General features: G+C 71.7%; 20 protein-coding genes and 1 pseudogene. 13 read left to right on the top strand and 8 right to left on the bottom strand.

The window, feature by feature from the left end; translation table 11 throughout:
- Positions 1 to 5: 5 nt before the first annotated feature.
- Positions 6 to 3,632, top strand: coding sequence for a LamG domain-containing protein (locus tag AB0B39_RS11200; protein WP_357574207.1), 3,627 nt, complete (start codon positions 6 to 8; stop codon positions 3,630 to 3,632).
- A 548-nt stretch (positions 3,633 to 4,180) separates the two neighbouring features.
- The gene (locus AB0B39_RS11195; protein ID WP_357574206.1) at positions 4,181 to 4,642 is read left to right on the top strand and encodes a hypothetical protein; all 462 of its coding nucleotides are present in this window, start codon (positions 4,181 to 4,183) and stop codon (positions 4,640 to 4,642) included.
- 63 nt (positions 4,643 to 4,705) lie between these two features.
- Here AB0B39_RS11195 and AB0B39_RS11190 read toward each other — a convergent pair whose 3' ends face one another.
- Together AB0B39_RS11190 and AB0B39_RS11185 are read right to left on the bottom strand one after the other, a co-directional pair.
- Complete coding sequence (locus AB0B39_RS11190; protein WP_357574205.1) at positions 4,706 to 5,920, bottom strand: MFS transporter; 1,215 nt, start codon at positions 5,918 to 5,920, stop codon at positions 4,706 to 4,708.
- A gap of 82 nt (positions 5,921 to 6,002) precedes the next feature.
- Positions 6,003 to 6,986, bottom strand: a complete 984-nt coding sequence (locus AB0B39_RS11185; RefSeq protein ID WP_357574204.1) for an NAD(P)-dependent alcohol dehydrogenase — start codon at positions 6,984 to 6,986, stop codon at positions 6,003 to 6,005.
- Positions 6,987 to 7,089: 103 nt separating this feature from the next.
- Between AB0B39_RS11185 and AB0B39_RS11180 the strand changes: the two genes are divergently transcribed.
- The 3 genes from AB0B39_RS11180 to AB0B39_RS11170 all read left to right on the top strand — a co-directional run bounded on the left by AB0B39_RS11180 (position 7,090) and on the right by AB0B39_RS11170 (position 9,800).
- The gene (locus AB0B39_RS11180) at positions 7,090 to 7,806 is read left to right on the top strand and encodes a TetR/AcrR family transcriptional regulator C-terminal domain-containing protein (protein WP_357492825.1); all 717 of its coding nucleotides are present in this window, start codon (positions 7,090 to 7,092) and stop codon (positions 7,804 to 7,806) included.
- Between the two features lie 154 nt (positions 7,807 to 7,960).
- The gene (locus tag AB0B39_RS11175) at positions 7,961 to 9,415 is read left to right on the top strand and encodes an alkaline phosphatase PhoX (protein ID WP_357574203.1); all 1,455 of its coding nucleotides are present in this window, start codon (positions 7,961 to 7,963) and stop codon (positions 9,413 to 9,415) included.
- A 28-nt stretch (positions 9,416 to 9,443) separates the two neighbouring features.
- Entirely contained in the window at positions 9,444 to 9,800 is a 357-nt protein-coding gene (locus AB0B39_RS11170) for a DNA polymerase ligase N-terminal domain-containing protein (RefSeq protein WP_357492821.1), read from the top strand.
- A gap of 101 nt (positions 9,801 to 9,901) precedes the next feature.
- Here AB0B39_RS11170 and AB0B39_RS11165 read toward each other — a convergent pair whose 3' ends face one another.
- Positions 9,902 to 10,651: an RICIN domain-containing protein gene (locus AB0B39_RS11165; protein ID WP_357574377.1), complete on the bottom strand. Its 750-nt coding sequence runs from the start codon at positions 10,649 to 10,651 to the stop codon at positions 9,902 to 9,904.
- A 6-nt stretch (positions 10,652 to 10,657) separates the two neighbouring features.
- Positions 10,658 to 11,248, bottom strand: a pseudogene (locus AB0B39_RS11160) (cellulose-binding protein); the annotation flags it as partial.
- Positions 11,249 to 12,099: 851 nt separating this feature from the next.
- Here AB0B39_RS11160 and lanKC point away from each other — a divergent pair.
- The 4 genes from lanKC (at position 12,100) to AB0B39_RS11140 (ending at position 18,373) form a co-directional block, all read left to right on the top strand.
- Entirely contained in the window at positions 12,100 to 14,673 is a 2,574-nt protein-coding gene (lanKC, locus tag AB0B39_RS11155; protein WP_357574202.1) for a class III lanthionine synthetase LanKC, read from the top strand.
- A 5-nt stretch (positions 14,674 to 14,678) separates the two neighbouring features.
- Positions 14,679 to 14,798, top strand: a complete 120-nt coding sequence (locus AB0B39_RS11150; protein WP_013734295.1) for a SapB/AmfS family lanthipeptide — start codon at positions 14,679 to 14,681, stop codon at positions 14,796 to 14,798.
- A gap of 75 nt (positions 14,799 to 14,873) precedes the next feature.
- Positions 14,874 to 16,601, top strand: a complete 1,728-nt coding sequence (locus AB0B39_RS11145) for an ABC transporter ATP-binding protein (protein WP_357574201.1) — start codon at positions 14,874 to 14,876, stop codon at positions 16,599 to 16,601.
- The gene (locus AB0B39_RS11140) at positions 16,598 to 18,373 is read left to right on the top strand and encodes an ATP-binding cassette domain-containing protein (protein ID WP_357574200.1); all 1,776 of its coding nucleotides are present in this window, start codon (positions 16,598 to 16,600) and stop codon (positions 18,371 to 18,373) included. The genes AB0B39_RS11145 and AB0B39_RS11140 overlap by 4 nt, the downstream gene beginning before the upstream one ends.
- Before the next feature lie 26 nt (positions 18,374 to 18,399).
- On the opposite strand, the gene AB0B39_RS11135 is transcribed toward AB0B39_RS11140, so the two are convergent.
- The 3 genes from AB0B39_RS11135 to AB0B39_RS11125 all read right to left on the bottom strand — a co-directional run bounded on the left by AB0B39_RS11135 (position 18,400) and on the right by AB0B39_RS11125 (position 21,038).
- Positions 18,400 to 18,984 carry a response regulator transcription factor gene (locus tag AB0B39_RS11135; protein ID WP_357574199.1) on the bottom strand — a complete coding sequence of 195 codons (585 nt, stop codon included), beginning with the start codon at positions 18,982 to 18,984 and terminating at the stop codon, positions 18,400 to 18,402.
- A 119-nt stretch (positions 18,985 to 19,103) separates the two neighbouring features.
- Positions 19,104 to 19,709, bottom strand: a complete 606-nt coding sequence (locus AB0B39_RS11130) for a response regulator transcription factor (RefSeq protein WP_234581132.1) — start codon at positions 19,707 to 19,709, stop codon at positions 19,104 to 19,106.
- A gap of 198 nt (positions 19,710 to 19,907) precedes the next feature.
- Complete coding sequence (locus AB0B39_RS11125) at positions 19,908 to 21,038, bottom strand: hypothetical protein (protein WP_357492811.1); 1,131 nt, start codon at positions 21,036 to 21,038, stop codon at positions 19,908 to 19,910.
- A 271-nt stretch (positions 21,039 to 21,309) separates the two neighbouring features.
- Here AB0B39_RS11125 and AB0B39_RS11120 point away from each other — a divergent pair, with 271 nt between their 5' ends.
- Positions 21,310 to 21,744 carry a glutaredoxin domain-containing protein gene (locus AB0B39_RS11120; RefSeq protein ID WP_357574198.1) on the top strand — a complete coding sequence of 145 codons (435 nt, stop codon included), beginning with the start codon at positions 21,310 to 21,312 and terminating at the stop codon, positions 21,742 to 21,744.
- A 147-nt stretch (positions 21,745 to 21,891) separates the two neighbouring features.
- Complete coding sequence (locus AB0B39_RS11115) at positions 21,892 to 22,263, top strand: DUF302 domain-containing protein (protein WP_357492807.1); 372 nt, start codon at positions 21,892 to 21,894, stop codon at positions 22,261 to 22,263.
- A 56-nt stretch (positions 22,264 to 22,319) separates the two neighbouring features.
- On the opposite strand, the gene AB0B39_RS11110 is transcribed toward AB0B39_RS11115, so the two are convergent.
- Positions 22,320 to 22,793, bottom strand: a complete 474-nt coding sequence (locus AB0B39_RS11110) for a hypothetical protein (RefSeq protein ID WP_357492805.1) — start codon at positions 22,791 to 22,793, stop codon at positions 22,320 to 22,322.
- A 198-nt stretch (positions 22,794 to 22,991) separates the two neighbouring features.
- On the opposite strand from AB0B39_RS11110, the gene AB0B39_RS11105 reads away from it, so the two are divergent.
- Positions 22,992 to 23,570 (top strand): winged helix-turn-helix domain-containing protein, encoded by a 579-nt coding sequence (locus tag AB0B39_RS11105; RefSeq protein WP_357574197.1) that lies wholly within the window; start codon positions 22,992 to 22,994, stop codon positions 23,568 to 23,570.
- 4 nt (positions 23,571 to 23,574) lie between these two features.
- Positions 23,575 to 24,858, top strand: coding sequence for an MFS transporter (locus AB0B39_RS11100; RefSeq protein ID WP_357574196.1), 1,284 nt, complete (start codon positions 23,575 to 23,577; stop codon positions 24,856 to 24,858).
- Positions 24,859 to 24,867 lie beyond the last annotated feature (9 nt).

Genomic DNA, 24,867 nt, shown 5'->3' with positions numbered 1-24,867 from the left:
CAGCCGTGGTCGTGGGTTCCCTGCTCATCGCGCCGTCATCCGTCGAGGCGGCGGCGCCCGCCGCGGAGCCCGCCAACCCGTCGGTCGCACCGGACGCCGCGTCGGCCGTCGCCCAGGCGAAGCGTTCCGGCCGTCGGGTGGAGGTCGCGGACGCCCGTACCGAGCTGACGCAGGTCTTCGCGAACCCGTCCGGCGGTTTCACGTCGGAGTCGGCGGTCACGCCGCAGCGGGTCCGCCGTACGGACGGGTCGTGGGCGCCCGTCGACCTGACGCTGCGAGCCGGGGCGGGAGACTCGCTGCGTCCGGTCGCCTCGGTGGCCGACGTGCGGTTCTCCGCCGGCGGCAAGGGCCCGGCGGTGACGCTGGTCCGACAGGGGAAGTCGCTGACCCTGTCCTGGCCGGGTGGGCTGCCGAAGCCGACAGTCAGCGGGGACTCGGCCACCTACCCGGAGGTGCTACCGGGCACGGATCTGGTGCTTCGGGCCACCCGGAGCGGCTTCACGCACGTCTTCGCGGTCAAGAACGCACAGGCCGCGGCCAACCCTGCGCTCCGCACGCTCCGCTTCGACCTCGGCGGCGACGCCCGCGTGGTGCGCGGCGCCGACGGACGGCTTTCCGCGATGGCGGGTGCCGAGGTGCTCGCCTCGGCGGAGCCGGCCGTGATGTGGGACTCGAACACCACGCCGTCGGCCGTCGCGAGGTCGATGGCCGGCGGTGACGCCGAGGGTGGCCCTGAGCTGGCCCGCTCCACGGCGGCAGCGCCGGGCGACGTCGCGAAGACGGCCGCCGTCGGTGTCGAGGTCGCCGGGGGCGACCTGGTGCTGCGTCCGGACACCGGCCTGCTCTCGACCGCGGCGGCCTTCCCGGTGTTCATCGACCCGGCGTGGTCGACGGGCAAGTCCCGGTGGGCGTACGCGACGAACAACAACACCAACAACACCGACACGTCGGTGGCGCGGGTCGGCCGGGATCCGGACAGCGGCAAGCTCTACCGCTCGTACTTCGACTTCCCGCTGACCTCGATGAAGGGCAAGCACATCGAGTCCGCGTACGTCCAGATGAAGCTGGACCACTCGTGGTCGTGCGGGAACACGCCGACGTACCTGTACCACTCGGCGGGCATCTCCTCGACGCCGCGGACCGCGTGGGCGCCGAAGCTGAACAGCTTGAAGTCGACGGCGCAGTCGCACGCGAACGAGGGCTCCGGTTGCTCGGACTCGCCGCAGCCGGACATGACTGTCAACTTCACCGGCTCGGCCGTCACCAGCATCATCCAGACCCACGCCACCAACAAGTCAGCCAGCATCACCATGGGTTTCTGCGCGTGCAGCGCCACCGACGGCTCGGGTGAGTCCACCACCGACCGCTGGAAGAAGTTCTGGCCGAACAGCGCGAAACTGATCGTCGACTTCGACTCCATCCCCGGGGCGCCGAACAATCTCCAGGTTCACGGGGTCGCCTGCCCAACCGGCCAGCGGATCGGCATCGGCACGCTGAACCCGACCTTGTCGGCGATCTATCCGGACGCCGACACCGGTCAGGCGCTGCGCACGACGTACGAGTGGCTCCAGATCCCCACCACCGGGGGCTACAACGACTCCACGCCCCGCAAGACGGCGCCGGCGGGGGCGTCGGTGCCGGCCAACGGTCGCTCCACCACGGCCGCCCTCTCCGGTCTGGTCGAAGGCGGCGCCTACGCCTTCCGGGCCAGGTCGACCGACCCGTCGCCGTACAGCATGACCAGCGCCTGGTCCGCGTGGTGCGAATTCACCGTGGACACCAAGGTTCCTCCGGTGACCGTCAGCCTCACGTCGTCGAACCCGAACCCCCTGCCCGGTACGGTGGCGACGTTCGGCCTCAGCACCACCGACACCACGGTGGCCAAGTTCCGCCACGGCTGGGTCTCCCCGACCAACGAGGTGCCCGCGGTGAGCACCTGCGTCAACGGACCGTCGGGCACCGTCTGCACCAAGACCGCCACGGTCTCCGCCATCGTGCCGAAGTACGGCCTGAACACGTTCCAGGTCTCGGCGGTGGACAGCACGGGCAACATCGGACGGGCCTCGGTCGAGTTCACGGCGAGCCGGCCGTCGCCGGCCGTCGCGCGGTGGGGCCTGCAGAGTTACCCGGGGGTGACCCAGGCGCAGGCCCTGGCCGACGGTCAGCCCGCACTGGGAGGCGACACTCCGTTGACGGCGACGAACGTCACCTGGCCGAACGACGTGCGCCTGGTCGGCGGTCAGGCGGCCACGCTCGGCGGACCCGCCACCGGCGGTTACCTGTCGACGTCCGGGCCGGTCGTCAACACGACGAGTTCGTACAGCGTGGCAACGTGGGTGCGGCTGCCCAGCGTGCCGGCGAACAACATGGCCATCGCGACGCAGAGCGGTGCGTGCGACTTCGGGTTCTTCTTCGGCATCGTCCAGGTCTCGGGAGTGCCGAAGTGGAACGTCACCATGCGCAATGGTGACTGCACCGGTGCTGCTTACACAGTCCTGCACGCGCCCACCGCGATCTCGGCCGCCGATGTCAACCGTTGGCGGCACGTCGCCTTCTCCTACGACCAGGCGGCCCGCACCCTGACGCTGTTCGTGGACGGCGCGGCTGTCGCTTCCACGCCGTGGACGACCGCGTGGAACGCCGCCGGCCCGTTCCACGTCGGCCGGAACTACGCCCAGAACACCAAGGTTTCCGACAACTTCTTCAACGGATCGCTTGTCGACGTCCAGGTCTTCGACCGGGCGCTGGTGGGCGACGACTTCACCGGCCAGCTCGCCGAGACGCCAGGCTCCGGTGGCGTCGACGAGCCGGGGATGCTGAGTCCGACCCTGGTTGGTGACTGGGACTTCAACGGGGCCGTCCCCTGCTACGTCCAGTCGACCGACCCGGACCTGTGCAACGCCCCGGAGTCCGGTCAGTTCGGTCGTCGTCTCGGGTTGACCGTCGGTACCGACGTCGGCAGCGACAGCCGCAGCTTCCTGCGGTTCAACTCGCAGGGGCTGGAGGACCCCAACCAGGTCACCACGGAGTACGGCCACTCGATGAAGAACGTCGGTGGCGCCTGGCAGGACACCCGAGTGGCGAAGACAAACGACTCGTTCTCGGTGTCGGTGTGGCTGCGGCCGGAGTCGCTCGGCATCCAGACGGCTGTCGCCCAGATCGGCACCAGGAACTCCGCCTTCTATCTGGGGCAGCGGACGAAGACCGTGAACGGAGTCACCGGGAACTGGTGGTCCTTCAGCCTCTTCGGACTGGACACGTCGCCCCAGAACGGGAATGTCGTGGACATCATGATGACCTCCCGGCAGATGAACGCGGAGGACGACCTGTCCACCTGGACCCACCTGGTCGGCGTCTACGACCTGGGCCGCCGTGAGGCCCGTCTCTACGTCAATGGCGAGCGCGTGGCCGCCGTGCCGTTCCCGGGCACCTTCACGGGGGCTTTCGACGCCACCGGGCCGGTCTGGGTCGGTGCCTCCCAGTACCAGCCGCCGGGCCAGGCGGTCCAGATCGTCGACAAGTGGGATGGCGACGTGTCGAACCTCAACCTCTATCAGGGGGCACTGACCGACGTCGACGTCAAGCAGCTCAACGACAGGCAGTCGGTGGCGGACGTCACGCCTACCGACTGATCCGCTCACGGTGTGCGCGCCGGCCGGCCCTCGGGCCGGCCGGCGCCCTCCTCGGCAGTCGTACCAGCACGTCAACCAATCTTCGGAACAGTCGCCTGTGGAGGCATGGGTGAGACGCACCCTTCGGACAACCCGCAAACCCCTACGCCCGCCGGCAGGTCAAGAAGGTGCCCAGCGCGCAGCTCGCGGCACCGGTCTGGCCGAAGCCGGGTAAGGCGTCCGTGACGCTGCCCGCCCCGGCCACCGGCCAGCGTGGGGTCGCTGCGTCGCGGGTGCGTGCCGGTGCCCTGCCGGTGACGGTGGGCCGGGCGTCCAGCACCGCGGGAGCCTGGGACCGACGCCGTCTCGGTGGAGGTGCTGGATCGCGGGCAGCACCGTCGCCTCTCGTAACGGCGCGGGTCGCACCTGGCTCTTCGACGACCATCAGGGCACGCAGAGCGTGGCCGTCGACGTGTCATCGATCCTCCGGGTACTCCGGGCGGTGGTCACGGCGCGGGTCCTCCCCACATACGAGAATCGGATTTGCCGCCGGGATGGAATCTGCGTCCGTGAAGGAAGTGATCATGGCTGGTCCAGATGATCGGCTGATTGTCTCGGAGTTCCTCGACAGGTTTCTCGGCTTCGAGGACGGGGTGATAACGGGAATCTCCATCGTGCTTCCTCGAGGTGACCGGGAGGGTCGCCAGATCGAGTTGCAGATCCAGGCGCTCGACCGCACGTCGCCGGGTCAGGATGGCCCGCATGGGCCACTGTTCGGATGGAAGTTGGTGCACATACGCATGCGGGGTGTGCGCGAATACAGCCTCAGTGAAACCATTCAGTACCCTCTGCAGGTGCTTTCCGACGGGCTGAAGGTCGGATTACTGGACGATCGTTTTCTGCTTGATCTGGAACCAGGCCCCGACGACTGCTCCCCAGCCACGATCCGGGACGCATCAATCAGCGGTCCCCGGCAGTACGTCATCGCCGATCATTTCTCGTTCGAGGTGTCGGACGGGCCGTTCATCTGATGAACGGCTGAGAAGGTGAGCGAGGTGGCCGGAGCGATCGCGTTCAGGCCACCTCGCCGAGCCCTATCGCGTAACCGCGGGGCTGGCCGAGGGACGACCGATGGTCGGCGCGGACCCGCCGCCGCGGCGCAGCCGCGTGTCGGCGGCGAGCAACGTGAGGGCGGCCAGCGTCAGCAGTCCACCGATGAGCGCCAGCGGGCGTGCCCCTGAGATCGGCAGGAGGGTGCCGCCGAGCAGCGATCCGCCGGCGATGCCGGCATTGAAGGCAGTACTGACGCCGGCCGACGCGATGTCGGTGCTGCCGGGAGCCAGTTGCAGCATCCGGTTCTGCACTGCGGAGCCGAACGCCGCGTAGGCGAGGCCGATGGCGGCGAGAAATGCGACCGCGCCGTGCCGGAGCGTGCCGAGCGCGTACATGCCGAACAGCGCGGCAGTGCCGATGGTCAGCGGCGTCAACAGGGAGGCGATGGGCCGGGTGTCCAGGGTCCGGGCCGCGGCCAGGGTGCCGAGGACGCCCGCGGTGCCGGCGGCGAACAGCAGCGGCGCCAGGGCCGCGTCGGTGAAGCCGCTGATGTCGAGCAGGAACGGTGTGATGTAGGTCTGCAGGGTCATGAAGCCGCCGATGCCGAGGGCTGTGGCGATCAGCAACACGGCGAAGCGCCGCCCGTCCGGTGCGGTGCCCCGGGCCGCGCCACCCGCTGCCGGGGGATATGACGGCAGAAGGACGAACACCGCGGCGGCGATCGCCAGACCGGCTCCGGCCAGCGCCGCGAACGCCACACGCCAGCCGGCCTGCTGCCCGAGCCACGTGCCGAGCGGTACGCCGAGCACCGGGGCGAGTGTCGCCCCGGTCGCGAACAGCGCCACCGCCCGGCCGCGCACGGCGACCGGGAACGGCCCGATCACTGTCGCCGTGGCGACGGACCAGAACATCGCCTGGGCGAGAGCGGTCACGAGACGCGAGCCGGCGAGCACCGCGTACGTCGGGGCGAGGGCGGCGGCGGCGTTCGCTACGGCGAACAGGAACATGGTGGCGCCGAGAAGGTGCCGCCGGGGAATCCGCTGGGTCAGTCGGGTCAGCGGCACCGATGCCAGCACGACCACGACGGCGTACCCGCTGACCAGCAGGCCCACCTGCGAGCGGGACCGGTCGAGGTCGGGTGCGATGTGGGTCAGCAGGCCGACGGGCAGCAACTCCGTCGTGATGAACGCGAACGCGGCGAGGGAGAGCGCGACGAGCACGGCCCTGGCCCTTCGCGGTGACACCTCTGACGCCATGGCCCACCCCCGTTCCTGGTCACCGTAATCGAGGGCTCCGCCTGCGCGAACGGCAGAGCCCTCGGTCGCCGAGCGGTCGCCGTCAGATGGTGATGACGACCTTGGCCCGCGCGTGCTCGCCTTCGAGATACCGGATGGCCGCGGGCACCTCGTGCAGTGGATACGTACGGTCGATGACCGGGGTGAGGCGGCCGGCCTCGACGTGGGCGCGCAACGCGTCGAGGTGCTGCCGGCCGGGTGCCGTCGTGAGCGTGACGATGCGCTGTCGGACCAGCGGGGCCAGCAGCCGTCCGCGAGCGAGCAGCCCGACCGGCCCGATGAGGCTGCCACCGTCGTACACGCCGCCGCCGGAGAGCACCAGCGTCCCCGTGGGTGTCAGCGCCCGCCGCAGCTCCCTGAGTGAGCGGTTGCCGACCAGGTCGAACACGACGTCGTGGCGGTCCGCGCCGCGGGTGAAGTCGTCGCGGCGGTAGTCGACGACGTGATCGGCGCCGAGCGAGCGGACCAGGTCGACGTTGCGGGTGCTGCACACCCCGGTCACGGTGGCGCCGAGCGCCTTGGCCAGTTGTACGGCGAGGGTGCCGACGCCGCCGGAGGCGCCGTTGATGAGGACGCGGTGACCGGGCACGACGCCCCCGGCGTCGCGCAGGCCCATGAGCGCGGTGATACCGGCCAGCGGCAGGGCCGCCGCCTGCTGCGGGGTCAGGTTCGCCGGCATCGCCGCGACCAACGTCTCGGGCACGCACACGTACTCGGCGAACGCCCCGTTGGCCTCGCCGAGGTCGCCGAACACCGCGTCGCCCGGCCGCACCTGCCGGACGTCGGCGCCGACGGCCTCGACCCGGCCCGCGAAGTCGCGGCCACGGATGCGCGCCCGGGGCCGCGTCCGGCCCATCGCCAACCGCGCCATCCGGGGATCGCCCCGCATGGCATGCCAGTCGTACGCGTTGAGCGAGGCCGCCTCGACCCGTACGAGCACGTCGCCCGGGGCGGGCGTCGGCGTGGCGACCTCGGCGAGCGCGAGGGTTTCCGGTGGGCCGTATCGGTCCTGAACGATCGCCTTCATGATCCCTCCCGAAGGGTGTACGGCGTACACTGACGGTAGGTGTACGCCGTACACCTGTCAAGGCGGTTATGGTTCAACGACCGCCGGACAGGACGAGGACGAGATGGCTGAGCAGGCTGAGACGCTGCGCCGGACGCCGCTGAGCAGGGATCGCGTCCTGCGTGCCGCAGTGGCGCTCGCCGACGAGGCCGGCATCGAATCACTCAGCATGCGCAACCTCGCCCAGGACCTGGGCGTCGTGCCGATGGCGCTCTACAAGCACGTGGCCAACAAGGACGAACTGCTCGACGGCATGATCGACGTGATCGTCGGCCAGATCGACCCGCCCGCGTCCGACACCAACTGGAAGGACGCCATCCGCCGGCGCATCCTCTCGGCGCGGGAGGTGCTGCGCCGCCACCCCTGGGCGGCGCTCGCGATCGAGTCCCGGAACATGGCGACGCCGGCCATCCTCGCCTACCTCGACTCGGTGGTCGCGACCTTCAAGGCCGGCGGGTTCTCCGCCAACCTCGCCCACCACGTGATGCACACGATGGGCAGCCGGGTGCTGGGCTTCAGCCAGGAACTGTTCGACGCCTCCCGCCAGGCCGGTCGCTCCGGAGCCACCAGCCCCGAGCCGCCCGCCGCCCTACCGCCGGAGTTCGCCGACCGGTTCCCGCACCTGGCCGAGATCGCCGGGGCGGCGTCCCACGACGACCAGTCGGTCGTCGGGCCGGGCTGCGACGACCAGTTCGAGTTCGAGTTCGCGCTGGACCTGCTGCTCGACGGCATCGAACGGCTCCACCAGCAGGGCTGGACATCGCCACGGCGAGGCCGCTGAGGCGAGGGCTCGCACCGTCGGCTCGGCGAGGTGGCGCGCGGCTCTGATTCTTCACTCCGATGTCACCACGCGACCCCCCGGGTGACGTGTCGATGTCCGTCGGCCGGAGTTGGCTGTCAGCCGTCGCACTTGCCTTGACCAGGAGCTGATCCGCGTGCCTTCCTCCCGTCGTACCTTCCTCGCTGGCGGCGCCGCCGCCGGTGTGGGCCTTGCCGTCGCCGGTGGCCTGCCGTCCCTGGCGCAGGCCAGCCCCAGCCGGCCGCACTCGCCCGTCAAGGGCGGCCACCTGCCCTTCCCGCCGCTGGTGGACGACCCCAAGGGGATCCTGGCCCTGCCCGCGGGCTTCAGCTACACAGTGGTCACCCGGACCGGCGTCACCCGACTCGACGGTGGCCAGGGCACGACCCCGTCGGACCACGACGGCATGGCCGTCTACGACGCCGGCCACGGCCGCTACACCCTGATCCAGAACCACGAGATCGACCCCGGCGCCGAGTTCGGCGTGCCGCACGTCAAGGGCACTGTCTACGACCCGGGCGCCGTCGACGCCGGTGGCTGCACCGTCATCACGACGGACCGTGCGGGGCGCAACCTGGGCGAGTTCGTCGCCCTCTCCGGCACCGTCTCCAACTGCGCCGGCGGGCCGACCCCCTGGGGGACCTGGCTGACCTGCGAGGAGACCGAGGACCGCGCCGGCGATGCGTGGGAGGAGGGCGGCCGCACCGGCGCCTTCGCGAAGGACCACGGGTACGTCTTCGAGGTCTGGGCCGACGGCAGCGCCGACCCGCGGCCGATCAAGTGCCTCGGCCGCTACTCCCACGAGGCCCTGGCGGTCGACAAGGACCGCACCCACGTCTACCTCTCCGAGGACGCGGACGGGCCGAACGGCCTCTTCTACCGCTGGACCGCCCCGGCCGGGGTCAAGCTGGGCCCCGGGGTGCTCACCCGCCTCGCGCCGAACGCCGGCGTCCTCGCCGCGATGCAGATCATCATGGACGACGGCTCCGTGCTGCCGGACGTCGCCTACCTGACCTCCGCCCAGCTGGGCCGCCCGTTCCCGGTGCGGTGGATCGCGGTGCCGGACCGCGACGCGCGGACCACGTCCGTACGCGAGCAGTTCGCCGACGGGCAGGTCACCCGGGGACGCAAGTTCGAGGGCGTGTGGGCCACCGACGAGGGCGTGTACGTGGTCAACTCGTACGCCTGGGACGAGGGTGACCTGCCGGCGGACGCGGCGCCGCACGACGGCATGGTCTGGTTCTACAACTTCAAGGACCAGACCATCCAGCTGGTGACGTACTTCCCGCACCAGACCCAGTCCGAGGAGGGGACGCCGGTCAAGTACACCGACCTCACCTTCGACGGTCCGGACAACGTCACCGTCACCCCGTGGGGCAGCCTCGTGCTCGCCGAGGACGGCTCGGGCGCCTCGCACGTGCTCAGCACGATCCCGGGCGGCCCGACGTACCCGATCGCCCGTAACCAGCTCAACGATTCGGAATTCTGCGGGCCTACCTTCAGCGCCGACGGCAAGGTGCTCTTCGTCAACATGCAGGACCCCGGCCTCACCCTGGCCATCACCGGGCCGTGGGAGAAGTACCTGGGCTGACCGGCGGCGGGGCCGCAGGTCGTCGACAATGGCAACTGTGCGTCCCGCCTTCGTCCTGCACGACCACCGCAAACCCCGACCGCACTTCGACCTGCGGCTCGAGGAGAACGGTGTGCTGCGCTCGTGGGCGGTTCCCCGTGGCCTGCCGGACAGTCCCAGTGACAACCGGCTCGCGATCGCGGTGCCCGACCACGACCTCGATCACCTGACCTACACCGATGCCGACAAGTCGATAGCCGACATCGGCACGTGGGAGGAGCACGACCGCACCGACCGCCGGATGCTGTTCACGCTGCACGGGCGCACCGGCAGCAGGCGGTACGCGCTCATCCGTACCGGCGAGGGGTGGCTGCTCCACCTGACGAAGGAGCAGCCACCGGGCTGAGGCTCACGCGGGCCCCGTGGCCCGGCACGTCGGCGCGGACTGTCGAGGCGGCGGTTCCGGGCCGGCCGGACACGGTCGGCCCGCAACGCGCTGCGAGGTGGTCAGCTGACCCGCACCAGGCGCCAGTTGTTCCTGGTGCTGCCGTTGTCGGTGTACTGGACGGCCTGGGCGCCCCAGGTGCTGGAGCCGTTGAGGACGGCGAGCACCTTGCCGCTGTTGACGTTGCGGATCCGGTAGGAGCCGTCGCTGTTGGCCACCAGGGTCCAGCGGTGGTCAGCGGTTCCGTTGTCGCTCCACTGCAGAACGCGGGCGTTGTCGGCGGTCGACATGTTCTCGACGCCGAGCACCTTGCCGCTGTTGGCGTTGCGGAACCGGAACGCGCTGCCGTCGGTGACCCGGACCCAGTTGTGGTCGGCGGTGCCGGTGTCGCCCCACACCACGGCCAGACCGCCGTCGGCCGTGGACATGTTCTGCACGCCGAGAACCACGCCGGTGTCGGCGTGGACCAGCTTGTAGGTGTCCCCGGTGCTGGTGCCGCCGCTCACGTTCGCCACGAAGGTCATGATGCTGCGCGCGGGCAGCGTGACGGTCAGGGAGCCGTTCGACATGGTGAGCACGCCCTGGGGCGCGACGTTGCGGCTCCCGTCGGTCAGCCAGTTCGTGACACTGCCGGACGCGGAGGTGTTCGACAGGGTGAACTGCTGGCTCACCGACGAGGTGTTCTTGTTGACGGCGACGATCACCACTGTGTCACCGCCCCGGTACGCCGAGACGTAGACGTTCGACGCGGGGTTCGCCGTCGCGTCGATCCGCACGTACCCGGGGCGGACGAACCTGGCGAAGTGCGCCATCATCGCGCCGCGCTTGCTGATCTGGCCGTCCTCGCGCATGGGGCCGTAGCTGCGCCGGAGGTACCACCAGACGTACGCCTGGAACTCGGCGTCCACCATCGCGTGGTGGATGTGCTCGCCCACGTCGAGCGCCTCGGGCCAGGCGTCGCCGGAGTTGGTGTTGCTGTTGGGGTAGTAGACCTCCGTCATCCAGAGTTCCTTGCCCGCGCCCTTCTGCTTGAAAAGGGGGTAGGGGAAGTTCGAGTACGACGTGCCGTAGAGGTGCGCCCCGATGATGTCGACGTTGGCCAGGGCCGTGGAGTCGTTCAGGATCGGGTCCGACATGGACTTCACGTACTGGAAGGACTCGGGGGCGATGACCCTGGTGCTGATCGAGCCGGCGTTCTCCCGCAGGAAGCGGACCATCTCGGTGGACGTCCACCACGTCCACTCCGTCGCGTAGTCGGGCTCGTTCTGCACCGAGATGGCGTACAGGTTGACCCCGTTGTTGCGCAGGTGTGTGGTGAAGTCGTTGAGGTGCTGGGCGTAGGCGCCGTACGAGCTGTACCGGAGGCGCTTCGCGTTGGTCTGACCGCCGCGGGTGAAGGTCTCGATCATGCTGGCCGGGGGATTCCACGGCGACGCGAAGACGGTCACGCCGAGCTCGGCCGCCCGCTGCGCCGTCGCCAGGTCGGCGCTCCAGTCCGCCTGGTTCTCGCCGACGGGGATCCGTAGCAGGGAGAACCCCAGCCGGCCCTCGCCGGTGCCGAACGCCGTCTCCCGCTGCGCGGCCGTCAGGTCGCCGATCCACGCGGCGTGGGCCATGGCGCCGAAGCCTCGGATCGTCTGCCGCTGTGCGGACAGGTTGATGGTCGCCGGCGCCGCCGAGGCTTCCGTGGCCCCCGCGACCGCCGCGATCGTCGCGACCGGCACGGCCCCCATCGTCGTCAGGATGGTTCGCCGGCTCAGCAGTCTCGGCTCGTCGCGTACCGGCTTGTTCTGATCGTTCGTCATGTCTCGTCCTCCTGGCTGGTGGTGGTACGCGCCGTCGCGGTCCCATCGGCCCGGTCGGCACCGGTCGGCAGCGTCGACACCGAGAGTGACGGTGATGACCGCTCTGATTTCGATCTGATGACGTAACTGTTAACGCTAACAATCACCGGAGTCTAAGTTCCGTCCACACCGGGGGTCAAGGACGAGTAGGTGGGTGCGCGGACGAACGCGCTGCGTCACCGACGAAATCGGAGTAATCCCAGTTCAGGGGCTCGCAAGGTTCGCCGTTGTCGCCGGGATGCGGCCCGATGGTGTGACTGCGGCGTCGGCCTCCCGGGCCTGACTAATGTCATGCATACCGATGCGCCCCGCACCGGATTCCGTGACTAAGCGCACTGGGGCGCACCACCTGACGTCGATGAGACTCGATGCAACGCCGGAACAACAGCCGGCCGGGTTCGAGAGGAGGCGGGACGGTGGACGAACGCTACGACAGCTACTGCGCGGCGGACCGGCTGTTCTACGACTCGCTCGGCAGCGCCGTCGCACAGCCCGTCTTCCCGGCCGCCGAGCGCCCCGTCCCGACCGGGTGGCGCCGCGAGCCGCTCGACGACTGGCTGATCTACGCGCCCGACGGCGGCTCGCTGCCGCAGCAGGGCTGGAAGATCCACGTGTCGGCGGGCCTGACGAACGCCGAGCGGGTGCTGGACGCCGTCTGGAACTACTGCGTCCCCCGCGGCCTCTCCTTCAAGTTCCTCCGCGGGCCCCGCACACTGCTGCTGCGCAACTCCAAGTACGCCGCGCGGGCCGCCAGCGGCAAGTTCATCACCGTCTACCCGCGCGACGACGCGGAGCTGGAGCTGGTCTGCAAGGAGCTGGACGAGCTGCTCACCGGCGAGACCGGCCCGTACATTCTCAGCGACCTGCGCTACGGCGACGGCCCGGTCCACGTGCGCTACGGCGGATTCGCCGCGCGCTACTGCCACTCGCCCGACGGTCAGGTGGTGCCGGCGATCGAGGACGACTCCGGCGCGCTGGTGCCGGATCGCCGAGAGCCGGTCTTTCACGTGCCGTCCTGGGTCACCCTGCCCGACTTCCTCGGCCCGCACCTGGCCGCCCGCAACGACACCAGCACCAACCAGGTGCCGTACCGCATCGAGAAGGTGATCCACTTCTCCAACGGCGGTGGGCTGTACGTGGGCCGGGATCTGCGTACCGGCACCGAGGTGGTGCTGAAGGAGGCCCGACCGCACGCCGGCCTGGACGCTGACGGCACGGACGCCGTCGCCCGGCTGGCCCGCGAGGCGCAGGCCCTGCGGCAACTGGCCGACCTGCCGCAGGTGCCGCGGGTGCACGACGAGTTCGCCCTCGGCGAGCACCGGTTCCTCGCGCTGGAGTTCATCGAGGGTCGGCCGCTGAACAAGGTGCTTGTCGACAGGTACCCCCTGATCGACGCCGACGCGACCGACGAGGACCGGGCGGCGTACGCCCGCTGGGCCCGGCACATCCACGAGCAGGTCGAGTCCGTCGTCGCGGCGATCCACGAGCGCGGCCTGGTCTACGGTGACCTGCACCTGTTCAACATCATGATCCGGCCGGACGACCAGGTCGCCCTCGTCGACTTCGAGGTGGCCGCCCCGATCGTCGGGCACCGCCGGCCCGGACTGCGCAACCAGGGCTTCGCGGCCCCGCGGGACCGCACCGGCCCGGCTGTCGACAGGTACGCCCTGGCGTGCCTGCGGTTGGCGCTGTTCCTCCCGCTGACCCAGCTGGTGCGGCTCGCGCCGGCGAAGGCGGCGCACCTGGCCGACATCATCGCCGCGAACTTCCCGGTGCCGAGGTCCTTCCTCGACCCGGCCGTCGAGGAGATCGCCGGTGGCCCGCAGGTGACGGGCGCGCACGACGCGCCCGTAGCGACGGATCGGCTGGCGACGGCGATCCTGGCCAGCGCCACCCCGACCCGCGAGGACCGGCTTTTCCCCGGCGACATCGAGCAGTTCCGCAGCGGCGGCCTCAACCTCGCCCACGGGGCGGCCGGAGTGCTGTACGCGCTCGACGCCAGTGGCGCCGGTCGGTGGCCCGAGCACGAGGACTGGCTGGTGCGACGGGCGACAGCGCCACCGTCCGGCACCCGCTGCGGCTTCTACGACGGCCTGCACGGTGTGGCCTACGCCCTCGATCACCTCGGACGCCGCCAGGACGCGCTGGACGTGCTCGACATCTGCCTGCGCGAGCCCCTGGACGGGCTCGACCACAGCCTGGCGAGCGGGTTGTCCGGGATCGCGCTCAACCTGGCCGAGCTGGCCGGGCGCACCGGGGAGGCGTCGTTGCGCGACGCCGCCTGGCGGGCCGCCGAGCGGGTGATCGGGCAACTGGCCGACGATCCGGGCCCGGACGTCAGCGGTGGACGCAACCCGTACGCCGGGCTGCTGCGCGGCCGGACCGGACCGGCGCTGATGCTGCTGCGGCTCTACGAGCTCAGCGGTGACGACGAACTGCTCGGGCACGCCGCCACGGCGCTGCGCCAGGATCTGCGCCGGTGTGTGCTGCGGCCGGACGGTGCCCTGGAGGTCAACGAGGGCTGGCGGACCATGCCGTACCTGGCGCACGGCAGCATCGGTATCGGTCTGGTCCTCGATGCGTACCTGCGCCACCGGGCCGACGACCGGTTCGCCGAGGCCAGCGCGGGGATCCGCCGCGCGGCACGGTCACCGTTCTACGCACAGTCCGGGCTCTTCGCCGGCCGTGCCGGCATCATCGCCTACCTCGCCGCCTCGGGTCACGCCGACCGCCGGGAACTCGCCGCACAGGTGGACCGGCTGACCTGGCACGCGCTGCCGTACCGGGACGGGACCGCGTTCCCCGGCGAGCAGTTGCTGCGGCTCTCCATGGACTTCGGCACCGGCACCGCCGGCGTGCTCTACGCGCTGGCCTGCGCGCGACGTGACGAGCCGCCGGTGCTGCCCTTCCTCGCGCCCCTGTCGGGCGCGCAGAGACTCCCTCGCGACAGCGAGGGCGACAGGATCGACGAACGGATGGAAGGGAGGTGAACGACATGGCGCTTCTGGACCTCCAGGGCCTGGAGATGGCTCCGGCCGACCGCACGGGTGGCGGTAGCCGGGCGAGCCTGCTGCTCTGCGGCGACAGCTCGCTCTCCGTCACGACCTGCAACTGATCCATCGCAGAACGCGGTCGCCCTGGGCGGGTAGACGTGCCCACCCAGGGCGACCGCGTAGCACTGGGAGGACCGATGCCGACGTTCGAGGCGGGGGACCGGCTGCTGAGGCGGACGGTTCTGGCCGGCGGCGGCTGGACCGGTGTACTCGCGGCGGTCGCGCTGCTCGGCGCGGCTGCCGAACTGTTGCTGCCCGCGGCCCTCGGCCACGCCGTCGACGCCGCCCTCGCCGGCGGCTCCGGTTGGTGGGCGGTGGCCGCCGGTGCCCTGGTCGTCGTCCTCGTCTGCGTCGACACCCTCACCGACCTGGCCAGCGGGTTCGGCGCGGCACGCGCCACCGCCGGACTCCGCCGTCGCCTGCTGCGTCACCTGTTCGCCGTGGATGTCCGCACCACCCGCCGCTATCCGGTGGGTGATCTCGTCGGCCGGTTGGTCGGCCAGGCCGCCGACGCGGGACAGGCCGGCAACGCCGTGGTCCTGGCCGTCGTCGCGGTGCTTCCACCACTGGGCAGCGTCGTCGCGCTCGCCATCATGGAACCGGTCCTGGGGATCACCCTGCTCGCCGGCCTCGGCCTGCTCGCCGTCCTCATGCGCGCCTTCGTGGCCGACGCCTCGGCCGCCACTGCCGGATACCAGCGGGTGCTCGGCGCCATCGCCGGCCGACTGCTGGAATCGCTGACCGGCTCCCGGACCATCGCCGCCGCCGCCACCGTCCACCGTGAGCAGGACCGGGTGCTGGCAGCCCTACCGGAGCTGGGGCTGCACGGCCGGCGCGCGTGGGAACTGCTGGCGCGGGCGAGCGCGCGTACGTCCGCCGTGGCGCCGCTGCTGAACCTGAGCGTCATCGCGGTCGGCGGATACGCCCTGACCGCGGGCTGGCTCACGCCTGGCGAACTGGTCGCCGCCGTCCGGTACGCGGCCATGGGCGCCGGCCTCGGCGGGGTGCTCGCCACCCTGAACCACCTGGTTCGCAGCCGTGCGGGAGCACACCGGGTCGCCGAGCTGCTGACCGAGCCCGCCGCACCCTCGGGCGAGCGACAGCTTCCACCCGGCGGCGGGGCCCTGCGACTGCGCGGGGTACGCGTGCACGCCGACGACGGCCGGCCCATCCTGGACGGCATCGACCTGGACGTACCGGCCGGCGCGATAGTGGCCGTCGTCGGAGCGTCCGGTGCCGGCAAGTCGACACTGGCCGCCGTGGCGGGACGCCTGCACGACCCCGACGGCGGTGAGGTGCGCCTGGACGGTGTGCCGCTGCGCGACCTCGACGGGGCGGCGCTGCGCCGAGCCGTCGGCTATGCGTTCGACCAGCCGGTGCTGATCGGCGCGACAGTCCACGACGCGATCGGTCTGGCGCTGCCGGTCGAGTCCGCGACGCCACCGGCCGACGCGAGCCCGGCCACGCCTGCGGTCCTTCGGGGTGCCCGCAGGGCGGCGGTCGCCGACGTGATCGACCGTCTGCCCGACGGTTACCGCACCCCGCTGGTGGACACACCGCTCTCCGGAGGCGAGACCCAACGCCTCGGTCTGGCCCGGGCGTTCGCCGCCGAGCGGCTGCTCATCCTGGACGACGCCATGTCCAGCCTGGACACCGCGACCGAGCACCGGATCACCGAGGCGGTTCTCGGACGCGGCGGCGAGCGGACCCGCCTGGTGGTCACCCATCGGATCGCGGCGGCCGCCGCGGCCGACCTCGTCGCCTGGCTGGACGGCGGTCGGCTGCGCGGCCTGGCGCCGCACCGGCGACTCTGGGCCGACCCGGACTACCGTGCCCTCTTCCAGCCGGCCGGCGGTGGGCTGTGAGCCGTCCCAGCGTACGACTGGTGACCTGGCGGGCGCTGCGGGCCCGCCGGCGCGACGTCGCCCGGCTTTGCGGCTGGTCGCTCGTCGAGGCGCTGCCCGCGCTGCTCGCCGGCCTCCTGGTCGCGCGCGCCGTCGACGACGGCTTCCTGGCCGGACGGTTCCTCAACGGCCTGGCGTGGCTGGGGGTGCTCGCCGTGACCGTGCTGATCGGCGCGGCGGCGACCGGTCGGACGTACCGCAGCCTCGGCGCCGTGGTCGAGCCGTTCCGCGACGAGGTGGCCGCCCAGGTGGTCCGGGGTGCCCTGCGCGACGCCACCCGGGTCGGTGGTCGCCCGGACAGTGCGGCCGTGACCCGGCTGACCCACCAGATGGAGATCATCCGCGACACCTTCGCCGGTCTGCTGATGGTGACCCGCGGTTTCCTCTTCTCCGCCGGCGCGGCCCTGCTCGGTCTGCTCGCCCTGGCGCCGGTGGTGGCGGCGTTGGCCGCCGCGCCGCTGGTCGGCGGCCTGGTCGTGTTCCTCGCCGCGCTGCCCGCGATGGCCGGGCACCAGCGCGCGTACGTCCGGGCTGGTGAACAACTCGGCCAGTCGGCGTCGGCCGCGCTGGCCGGTCACCGCGACGTGCTGGCCTGCGGCGCGCAGGCGCGCGTCACTGCCGACGTGGAACGCCGGGTGTCGGCACAGGCCGCCGCCGAACGCGCCCTCGCCCGGATGGCGGTGATCCGCAGCCTCAGCCTCGCCATCGGCGGCTGGCTGCCGCTGGTCGTGCTGCTCTCGGCCGCTGCGTGGCTGGTCGAACGCGGATTGACGGCGGGCGCGGTGCTGGGGGCGCTGATCTACGTCTCCACCGGCCTGCAACCGGCCCTGCACACGCTGGTGCAGGGCATCGGCGGAGGCGGGCTGCGGTACGCGGTCACCCTGGAGAACATCCTGCGGGCCGGCCCGGTGTCCGACGAACCCCGCCCACCCGCTCCCACCACCCGGACGCCGCGCGCCCGCCCACCGGCCCGTCCGGTCGACGGCGCACCGGCCGTCGAGGTCCGCGGACTGACCTTCGGCTACGGCCCGCGCGCCCGGCCCGTTCTCCAGAACTTCGCGCTGACGCTGGCCGAGGGGGATCACCTCGCCGTGGTCGGCCCGAGCGGCGTGGGCAAGTCCACACTGGCCGCCCTGCTGGCCGGTCTGGTGCCGCCGCAGGCGGGCACGGTCCGCCTAGGCGGCGCGACGGTGGCCGACGCCGAGCCGGCCGATTTGGCCCGGATGAGGGTGCTGGTGCCTCAGGAGGCGTACGTCTTCACCGGCAGCCTCGCCGACAACCTCCGCTACCTGCGGCCGGACGCCGACGACGCGCTGCTGGACGACACCCTCGCCGCGCTCGGTGCGGGCCCCCTGGCGACCCGTCTGGGCGGTCTGGACGCGCCGGTCGCGCCGGCTCTGCTCTCCGCCGGTGAACGGCAGCTCATCGCGGCGGTGCGGGCCTGGCTGGCGCCCGTCCCGCTGGTGGTCCTCGACGAGGCGACCTGTCACCTGGACCCGGCGTTGGAGGCGACAGTCGAGAGTGCCTTCGCCCGGCGGCACGGCAGCCTCGTGGTGATCGCGCACCGGATCAGCTCCGCGCTGCGGGCCGATCGGGTGCTGGTCCTCGATGGCGACGAGCCCGTGGTGGGTACGCACGAGCAGTTGTTGGCCCGCTCGGTGACGTACCGTGCGCTCGTCGGTTGCTGGGACGACCCGGTGGCGCTGTCCCGAACGGGGGCTCGGCTGAGCTGAATCGCGCGCCCGAGCCGACGGGGCCGTCAGATCCAGCCTGCCTCGCTTGCCATCCGTACGGCCTCCACCCGGGTGCGCGCACCCACCTTGCGGGTGATGCGACCGAGATGGTTGCGGACGGTGCCCCGGCTGAGCCCGAGCGACGCCGCCACCTCCGCGACCGGCGCCCCGGCCGCTGTCAGCGTCAACACCTCGGTCTCGCGGCTGGTCAGCGGGCCGTTCGAGCGCAGCGCAGCGACGACGAGATCCGCGTCGAGCACGGGCTGTGAGCGGGCGAGCCGGCGGATCCCGTCGATGACCCGCTGGGGGCCGGCGTCGCTGCGCAGGATGCCGACCGTCCGGGTCGGGCAGAACAGGCCGCGCAGTCGCCGGGCCCGATGTGGGTGGGCCAGCAGCAGGACGGGGCACCTACCGAAGCGGCTCGGATCGACTCCCTCGACCACGTCGAGGTCGGCCACCACCACGTCGGGGCGTTGGTCGCGGACGGCCGCGGAGACCGCGTCGCCGCGATCCACCTCCGCCACGACGCGGATGTCGTCCTCGGCGGCGAGGACGAACGACAGCGCGCCCAGCACCAGGGCACCGTCCAGGGCGAGCAGGGTACGGATCACGATGAACCTTCCCGCACTCCGAGGGTGATCACACTACGTCAATATTCAAACACGCATCCGTGGGGTCCGCACGGCGACGGGGGCGGGGCCGGGCACCTCCCGGCCCCGCCCCCCGACGGCTACAGCCAGCCGCTACTGCGCGCGCGCCACACCGCTTCCAACCGGTTGCGAGCACCGGTCTTGCGAAGGATCACCGAGAGGTGATTGCGCACCGTCCCGTGTGCCAGGTAGAGGCGGGCCGCGATCTCCTTCAGGGGCAGACCCTCGGCCGCCATCCGCAGCACGTCCATCTCCCGGGGGGTCAACGGGATCTCCGGAGGGCTCAGCACCGCCACCGCGGCGGCCGGGTCGATCGCCCGTTCGCCGGCGGCGAGCGCGCGGATCGCGCGCACCAGCTCCTCCAGGGAGCTGTCCTTGCCGAGCAGCCCGCGTGCGCCGGCCGCCAGCGCGGCCTCCACCAGGGCGGGGCTCCACCGAGGGCTCATCGCCAGCACGGCGGCGTGCGGCGCCTCCGCGCTGATCCGGGTGACCATCTCCACCGGGTCGGGCGACTCCGGTGTCAGGGCCAGCACCACCACCTGGGGTCTGCACCGGCGCACCACGGTCAACAGTTCGCTGACGCCCTCGACGTCGGCGACCACCTTCATGTCCTCCTCACCTGACAGCGCGGCGCAGAGCGCACCGCGCAGTAAACCCATGTCCTCGGCGACGACAACGTGGATCACCACGTTTCTCCGATCTCAGGTACGCGTCACGCCGGCCACCGATCCCGGAACGTTCACGGGCTGGTCAGGGCGTTACGCGTGACGGACGGATAGGCATGGGCCCGGAGCCGTCACGGCAGACGGGCACGGGCACTGATCGACCAGGCCAGCGGATGGGACCGATCGTGTCGGTCGGCCACCCGGGTCGGTCGACCCGCCTCAGCCCGGGCGGGCGATCGCAGACGGAGCCCGGCTCTCGACGAGGAGTGGCACCCGGTCGCGGGGCGCCTCGGAAGCGAGGGGCGACTGCCGGTCGACCGGCCGGATCAGACCCGGCCCCGCCGTCGATCCATAGTCGACGCCGGCGGCCTCCTGGTCGACCGGCGCGACGGGCTGCCCGGGCAGGTAGCCGGTCACCGCCAACGGGGCCTGGCGTGCGGCGAGGTGCCCCGTCGAGGCCGTGGGATGGGTGGGGACGGCGACCGACATCGGCGGTGCGGCGGGAGGCGGCGCCGCTTCGACGCACACGGTCAGCGGCGCGGCGCGGACGGGCGACATCAGCGAGCGCGCCGGTGGTGTCGGCACGGCCGCTGCGGGTGGCGAGCCGGTCATCGGCGTGGTGGCCGGGCCGGGCGGCGGGGGAGCGGTCAGTGGAGGTGTCGCCGGGGGGATCACCGCCCGGAGAGCGGGCGGCAGGACGGCGTCGGTGACACGGAGCAGCGCCACGATGACGAACTGGATCGGCACCGCCCGCACGATGGTGACGGCGTGCGGCAGCGGAGTGGCGATCAGGCCCACCGCGAGAGACCCGGCCGTCACGGGCAGCGCGTGTGCCTCGGCTGCGGCGGGGACGGGCAGCGCCGCCGGATGGGCGCCCGACCGGGACGGGTGCCCTTGGCGAACCGGACGATGAGCCGTGGACGCTGGGGAGGCGGGCCGGAGCCGCGCGCGCTCGCCAGCCTCGGTCGGCGCGGCTGCGCCGACCCGGGGCAGCGGCACTGACCTGGGCGATGCCGCCGTCGACCGACGGGGCGGCGTCGAGGGTGTCCCGTCACGGGGGGTGACGACGTTGCCGATGGCCCCGGCCAGCGGGGCGCGGGGCCGATCCTGGCGGGGCTCGTCGGCCCGCGTGACGCGCGGGCGCTCACCCGCGGCGCGCTCGGTGACCGTGAGTCGTGCGATCGGCGCGACCAGGACGCGGAGCTGGCCATGAGGCTCGTCGCCGTGGTCGCCGTGTATCCCGTCGGCGGCGGCCGGCCCCTGAAACAGGGCGGCCAGGAGGAAACCGGCCCCGACGGCAGCCGCGAGCAGCACCAACCGCCGGGCGAGCCCGCGCAGTCGGCTGGCCACGAGCGCAGCCGATCGGCTCGGCGCAGGCATCGTCGCGGTTCCGTTGACGGGACTTCGCACGCGGGCACTACCCCCCTTCCCTTCTGGATTGCTGACCCATAGTAGCTATGCACTCACGTATTCGCATCTGGTGATGCACGCGGTTGTCGGGCCGGATAGGGCCACCGCGCCCGCGGCGTCTGGCGGCGAGGCCCGCCGCCGGGTGTGCGATCCGTCCTCCCGACCAGGTCGGCGAACGCGCAGCCGCGCGTCCGGCGGTAGTGTCCCCAGCGTGGTGCGGCGGTGGGTTCTGGCGATATTGATGGCCGTCTTCGGCGTGGTGGTCCTGGTGTCTCAACTGGCCGACGGCTTACCCGTGGTCGGCGCTGTCGAGTTTCTGATCTTTTTGGCGCTGGCGTTGGTGCTGTCACCGTGGGCATTCCCTCGCTCGGTGGGCGCCGCCGAGGCGCAGCGGGCCAGCGCGGCGGACGGGCTGCCGATCGTGTACTGGCGCCCGGGCTGTCGCTACTGCCTCCAGCTCCGGTTCTCGCTCGGCCGGCTCGCTCGGCGGGCACACTGGGTGGACATCTGGCACGACCCGGCGGGTGCCGCCGCCGTCCGGGCGATAACCGGCGGCAACGAGACGGTGCCCACCGTCGTGCTCGGCGGTCAGGCCGTGGTGAACCCCGACCGCGCCTGGCTCCGCGAGCGACTCCGCTCGCTCTGATACGCCCGCCCCCGGCGGCCTGTTCTGCCGCACTTTTCGCATATGGCCGGTTGCGGCAAACCTCCCCGAGCCGGTCCCGGTTGCCGGCACGATGAGATGGATTCGCTGATACCACGGTGAGCGGGGGCGGGCGTGAACGACGGGTTGATGACCAGGCGGAGCGTCCGCGATGTCGCAGAGACGGTGGCGGCGCTGCGCGCCGAGGCGGAACGTGCGGGCGCGGCGGTGGCAGCGGTGGTCGACCACGCGGCGGCCGCTCGCACGGTCGGGCTGAGCATGCCGGATACACAGGTCATCATCTTCGGGAACCCGCAGGCGGGCACTCCGCTCATGCAGGCCCGTCCGGAGATCGCCATCGACCTGCCGATGCGCATCATGGTGCGCGACGACGGCCAGCCCGGTTCGCTGGTCACCTGGCAGGACCCCGCGTACCTCGCCGAGCGGTACGGACTGGGCGAGGACCAGCTCGCGCCCCTGAACGCCCCGGCCACCATCGCCTCCACGGTCCCGGACCGCTGAGTCCGGTCCGCATCGTCGTCACCATGGCCCGTGCGAGGCCGCTCGCGTAGGCCGGTTCAGCGGCTCCGGTCCAGCCGTCGCAACGTCGCGGCGGCGGCCAGGCCGTACGCGACGTACGGCAGGGCGTCCTCGAACCAGCCCTCGGCGCCCCAGCGGCGTGGGTCCGTCACCCCGAGCGCGGTCATCGACCCGTCGGCCACCACCATGCCGCCGACCCCGATCACCCCCGCCGCCACGTGCAGGGGTAGCCGCCGTCGGCCGGGGAGCGCCGCGAAGAGCGAGACGGCCAGCACTCCGTTGACGAACCCGAACACGGGCCCGAACCCGGCCCGTCGGTTCGCCGCCCGCTCCGCTGATCCCAGGTCCATCCGGGTCATGTCCGCCATCCGCTGGACGGCACGCTCGTGCGTTCCGCTCATCGGGCGAGCCCGCAGGCCCACATCGAGGTTGCTGCACAGTTCACGGGCGAGCGTGCCGGCGGCGCCGGCCACGAGCCCGTCCGTCAGGCCGGTCAACCAGGTCCTTGCCATGACATCACCTCGGCTGGTTCGGGTTGTCGCTCGTCCCGGCGACCGTTCGCCGGGTCGGCATACCCGCGCGGCGCCACGTCATCTCCAGCAGAGGCCCCGCACCGGCCGGGCCTCTTCGTTGATGCGAAACACTCATTGCGAAAACGATCTGCAGGAGCGTATAAACGAAAGAAGTCTTTCGCTTAGGAGTGTCACGCCATGGAGCCGACGGAACATCGCGTACGGGTACGGGACGCCACCACACTGCGCGCGCTCGCCCACCCGCTGCGCCTGCGGTTGCTGCGCTATCTGCTGGCCGCCGGCCCGCGAACCGCCGCCCAGTGCGCCGAGGCCCTCGACGACACGGGCTCGAACTGTAGCTACCACCTGCATCAGCTGGCCCGGCACGGCCTCATCGAACGGGTCTCCGCCGAGGGGTCCAACCGACGTGACCGGCCCTGGCGTGCCGCCTCCACCGGGCTCGAATACCTTCCCGACTCCGATGACGCCGACGGACAGCAGGTCAACGACGCACTGACCGCGCTCGAGCTCGACGAGGTGTTCCGGTCGCTGCAGCGCTACCAGAACCGTCAGCACAAGCTGACCGACGAGTGGCGGGAGAGCGCGACCTTCCACAACTACACGCTGTCGCTCACCCCGGAGGAGTTGCGACACCTCACGCTGACCCTCGACGCGGTCATCCGACCGTACCTGCGCCCACTGCGCAACGCGCCCCCGAGCCACGCCCGACCGGTCAGCCTCAGCCTGCAGGCCTACCCCACACCGGAATTCCTCTGACATGGTGACGCTGTTGCGTCACCGCGGATTCGTCGTGATCTGGGCCGCGGGGCTCTGCTCGAGCGTGGCGAGCTGGCTGCTGCTCACCGGGCTGCCGATCTACGTGTTCGGTGTGACCGGCTCGGCGTCCACCACCTCCGCCGTCTTCCTCGTCGAGCTGCTGTGCGGCATCACGCTGGGGTCGTTCGCCGGTGCTCTGGCCGACCGCTACGACAGGTTCCGGCTCATGGGCTGCGTCGCCGTGGTGCAGGCGGCAGTGGTGCTTCCCCTGCTCGCCGAACCGGGCCACCAGCTGTGGGTCATCTGCCTGATCGCCGGCGCCCAGGCCGTGCTGACGCAGACGTTCGACTCCGCCCGCAACGCGGCGCTGCCCAGCCTCGTCGAACCCGCGCACCTGGTGAGTGCCAACAGCATGGTGGCGCTCAACATCAGTGTCGGACGGCTGATCGGAGGCTCGCTCGGTGGGTTCGCGATCACCCGCGCCGGCACGGGTTACCTCGCCATCGGCGCGGTCGTGGCCTTCACGACCACGGCAGCCCTGATCGTCGCCGGCCGCCGGGCCGCGCGTCGCGGCGCCGCGCGGTCAAACCCACCGGAACGTACGTCGTCGTTCTTCACCACCTGGCGCTCTGGCCTCGCGGCGATGCTGCGCAACCCCACCGTGCGGGTGACGATCCTGAGCGTGGCGCTGGGCGGGATCGCGCAGGGCCTGTTCGTGGTGCTCTTCGTGGTCTTCGTCAGCCGCGCGCTGCATGCCGACGGCACGCTCACCGGCGTGCTTCGGGGCGTACAGGCGATCGGCGGTGTGGCCAGCGGGCTCATCGTCGGAATGCTGGGGGCGCGGCTCAGCTCCCGGCTGCTGATGAGCCTCGGCGCCACCACGTTCGGCCTGATCAGCCTGGTCATCTGGAACGGACCGGCGGTCATCCGTCAACCCGGGTGGTACGTCCTGCTGTTCATCCTGGTCGGCGTGCCGGGCGTCGCCTACGGCAGCGGGGCCTTCGCGCAGATCCAGCAGAGCGTGCCGGAAACCGATCTCGGCCGGGCCTTCGGCGCCTACTACGCGATCTACAACGCGGCACAGGGCCTGGGCATGGCGGCGGCCGGTCTGCTCGGCGACGCGCTCGACGTCGTGCTCGTCCTCAACGTGCAGGCGGCGTTGTACCTGGCCTCCGGTGCGGTCGCCTACGTGGGCCTGCGGCCCGTCCGCGGCGCCGCTGCACCGTCCGGCAGAAAGATCCTGGCCAGCAGGGGCGGGCGCCGGGAGACCGTCAAGTCCGCGCCGTAGCCGCGGCCT

It is taken from the genome of Micromonospora sp. NPDC049114, assembly GCF_040648635.1.
Lineage (GTDB): Bacteria > Actinomycetota > Actinomycetes > Mycobacteriales > Micromonosporaceae > Micromonospora.
The sequence above is the reverse complement of the archived record's forward strand: the minus strand, read 5'-3'. Positions and strand labels throughout refer to the sequence as shown.

Coding starts and splice junctions, on each gene's coding strand:
- AB0B39_RS11170 (WP_357492821.1), top strand. CDS start 9,444: ATGGCAACTGTGCGTCCCGCCTTCGTCCTGCACGACCACCGCAAACCC.
- AB0B39_RS11190 (WP_357574205.1), bottom strand. CDS start 5,920: ATGGCGTCAGAGGTGTCACCGCGAAGGGCCAGGGCCGTGCTCGTCGCG.
- AB0B39_RS11150 (WP_013734295.1), top strand. CDS start 14,679: ATGGCGCTTCTGGACCTCCAGGGCCTGGAGATGGCTCCGGCCGACCGC.
- AB0B39_RS11165 (WP_357574377.1), bottom strand. CDS start 10,651: ATGGCGCACTTCGCCAGGTTCGTCCGCCCCGGGTACGTGCGGATCGAC.
- AB0B39_RS11110 (WP_357492805.1), bottom strand. CDS start 22,793: ATGGCAAGGACCTGGTTGACCGGCCTGACGGACGGGCTCGTGGCCGGC.
- AB0B39_RS11145 (WP_357574201.1), top strand. CDS start 14,874: ATGCCGACGTTCGAGGCGGGGGACCGGCTGCTGAGGCGGACGGTTCTG.
- AB0B39_RS11105 (WP_357574197.1), top strand. CDS start 22,992: ATGGAGCCGACGGAACATCGCGTACGGGTACGGGACGCCACCACACTG.
- AB0B39_RS11185 (WP_357574204.1), bottom strand. CDS start 6,986: ATGAAGGCGATCGTTCAGGACCGATACGGCCCACCGGAAACCCTCGCG.
- AB0B39_RS11180 (WP_357492825.1), top strand. CDS start 7,090: ATGGCTGAGCAGGCTGAGACGCTGCGCCGGACGCCGCTGAGCAGGGAT.
- AB0B39_RS11115 (WP_357492807.1), top strand. CDS start 21,892: ATGACCAGGCGGAGCGTCCGCGATGTCGCAGAGACGGTGGCGGCGCTG.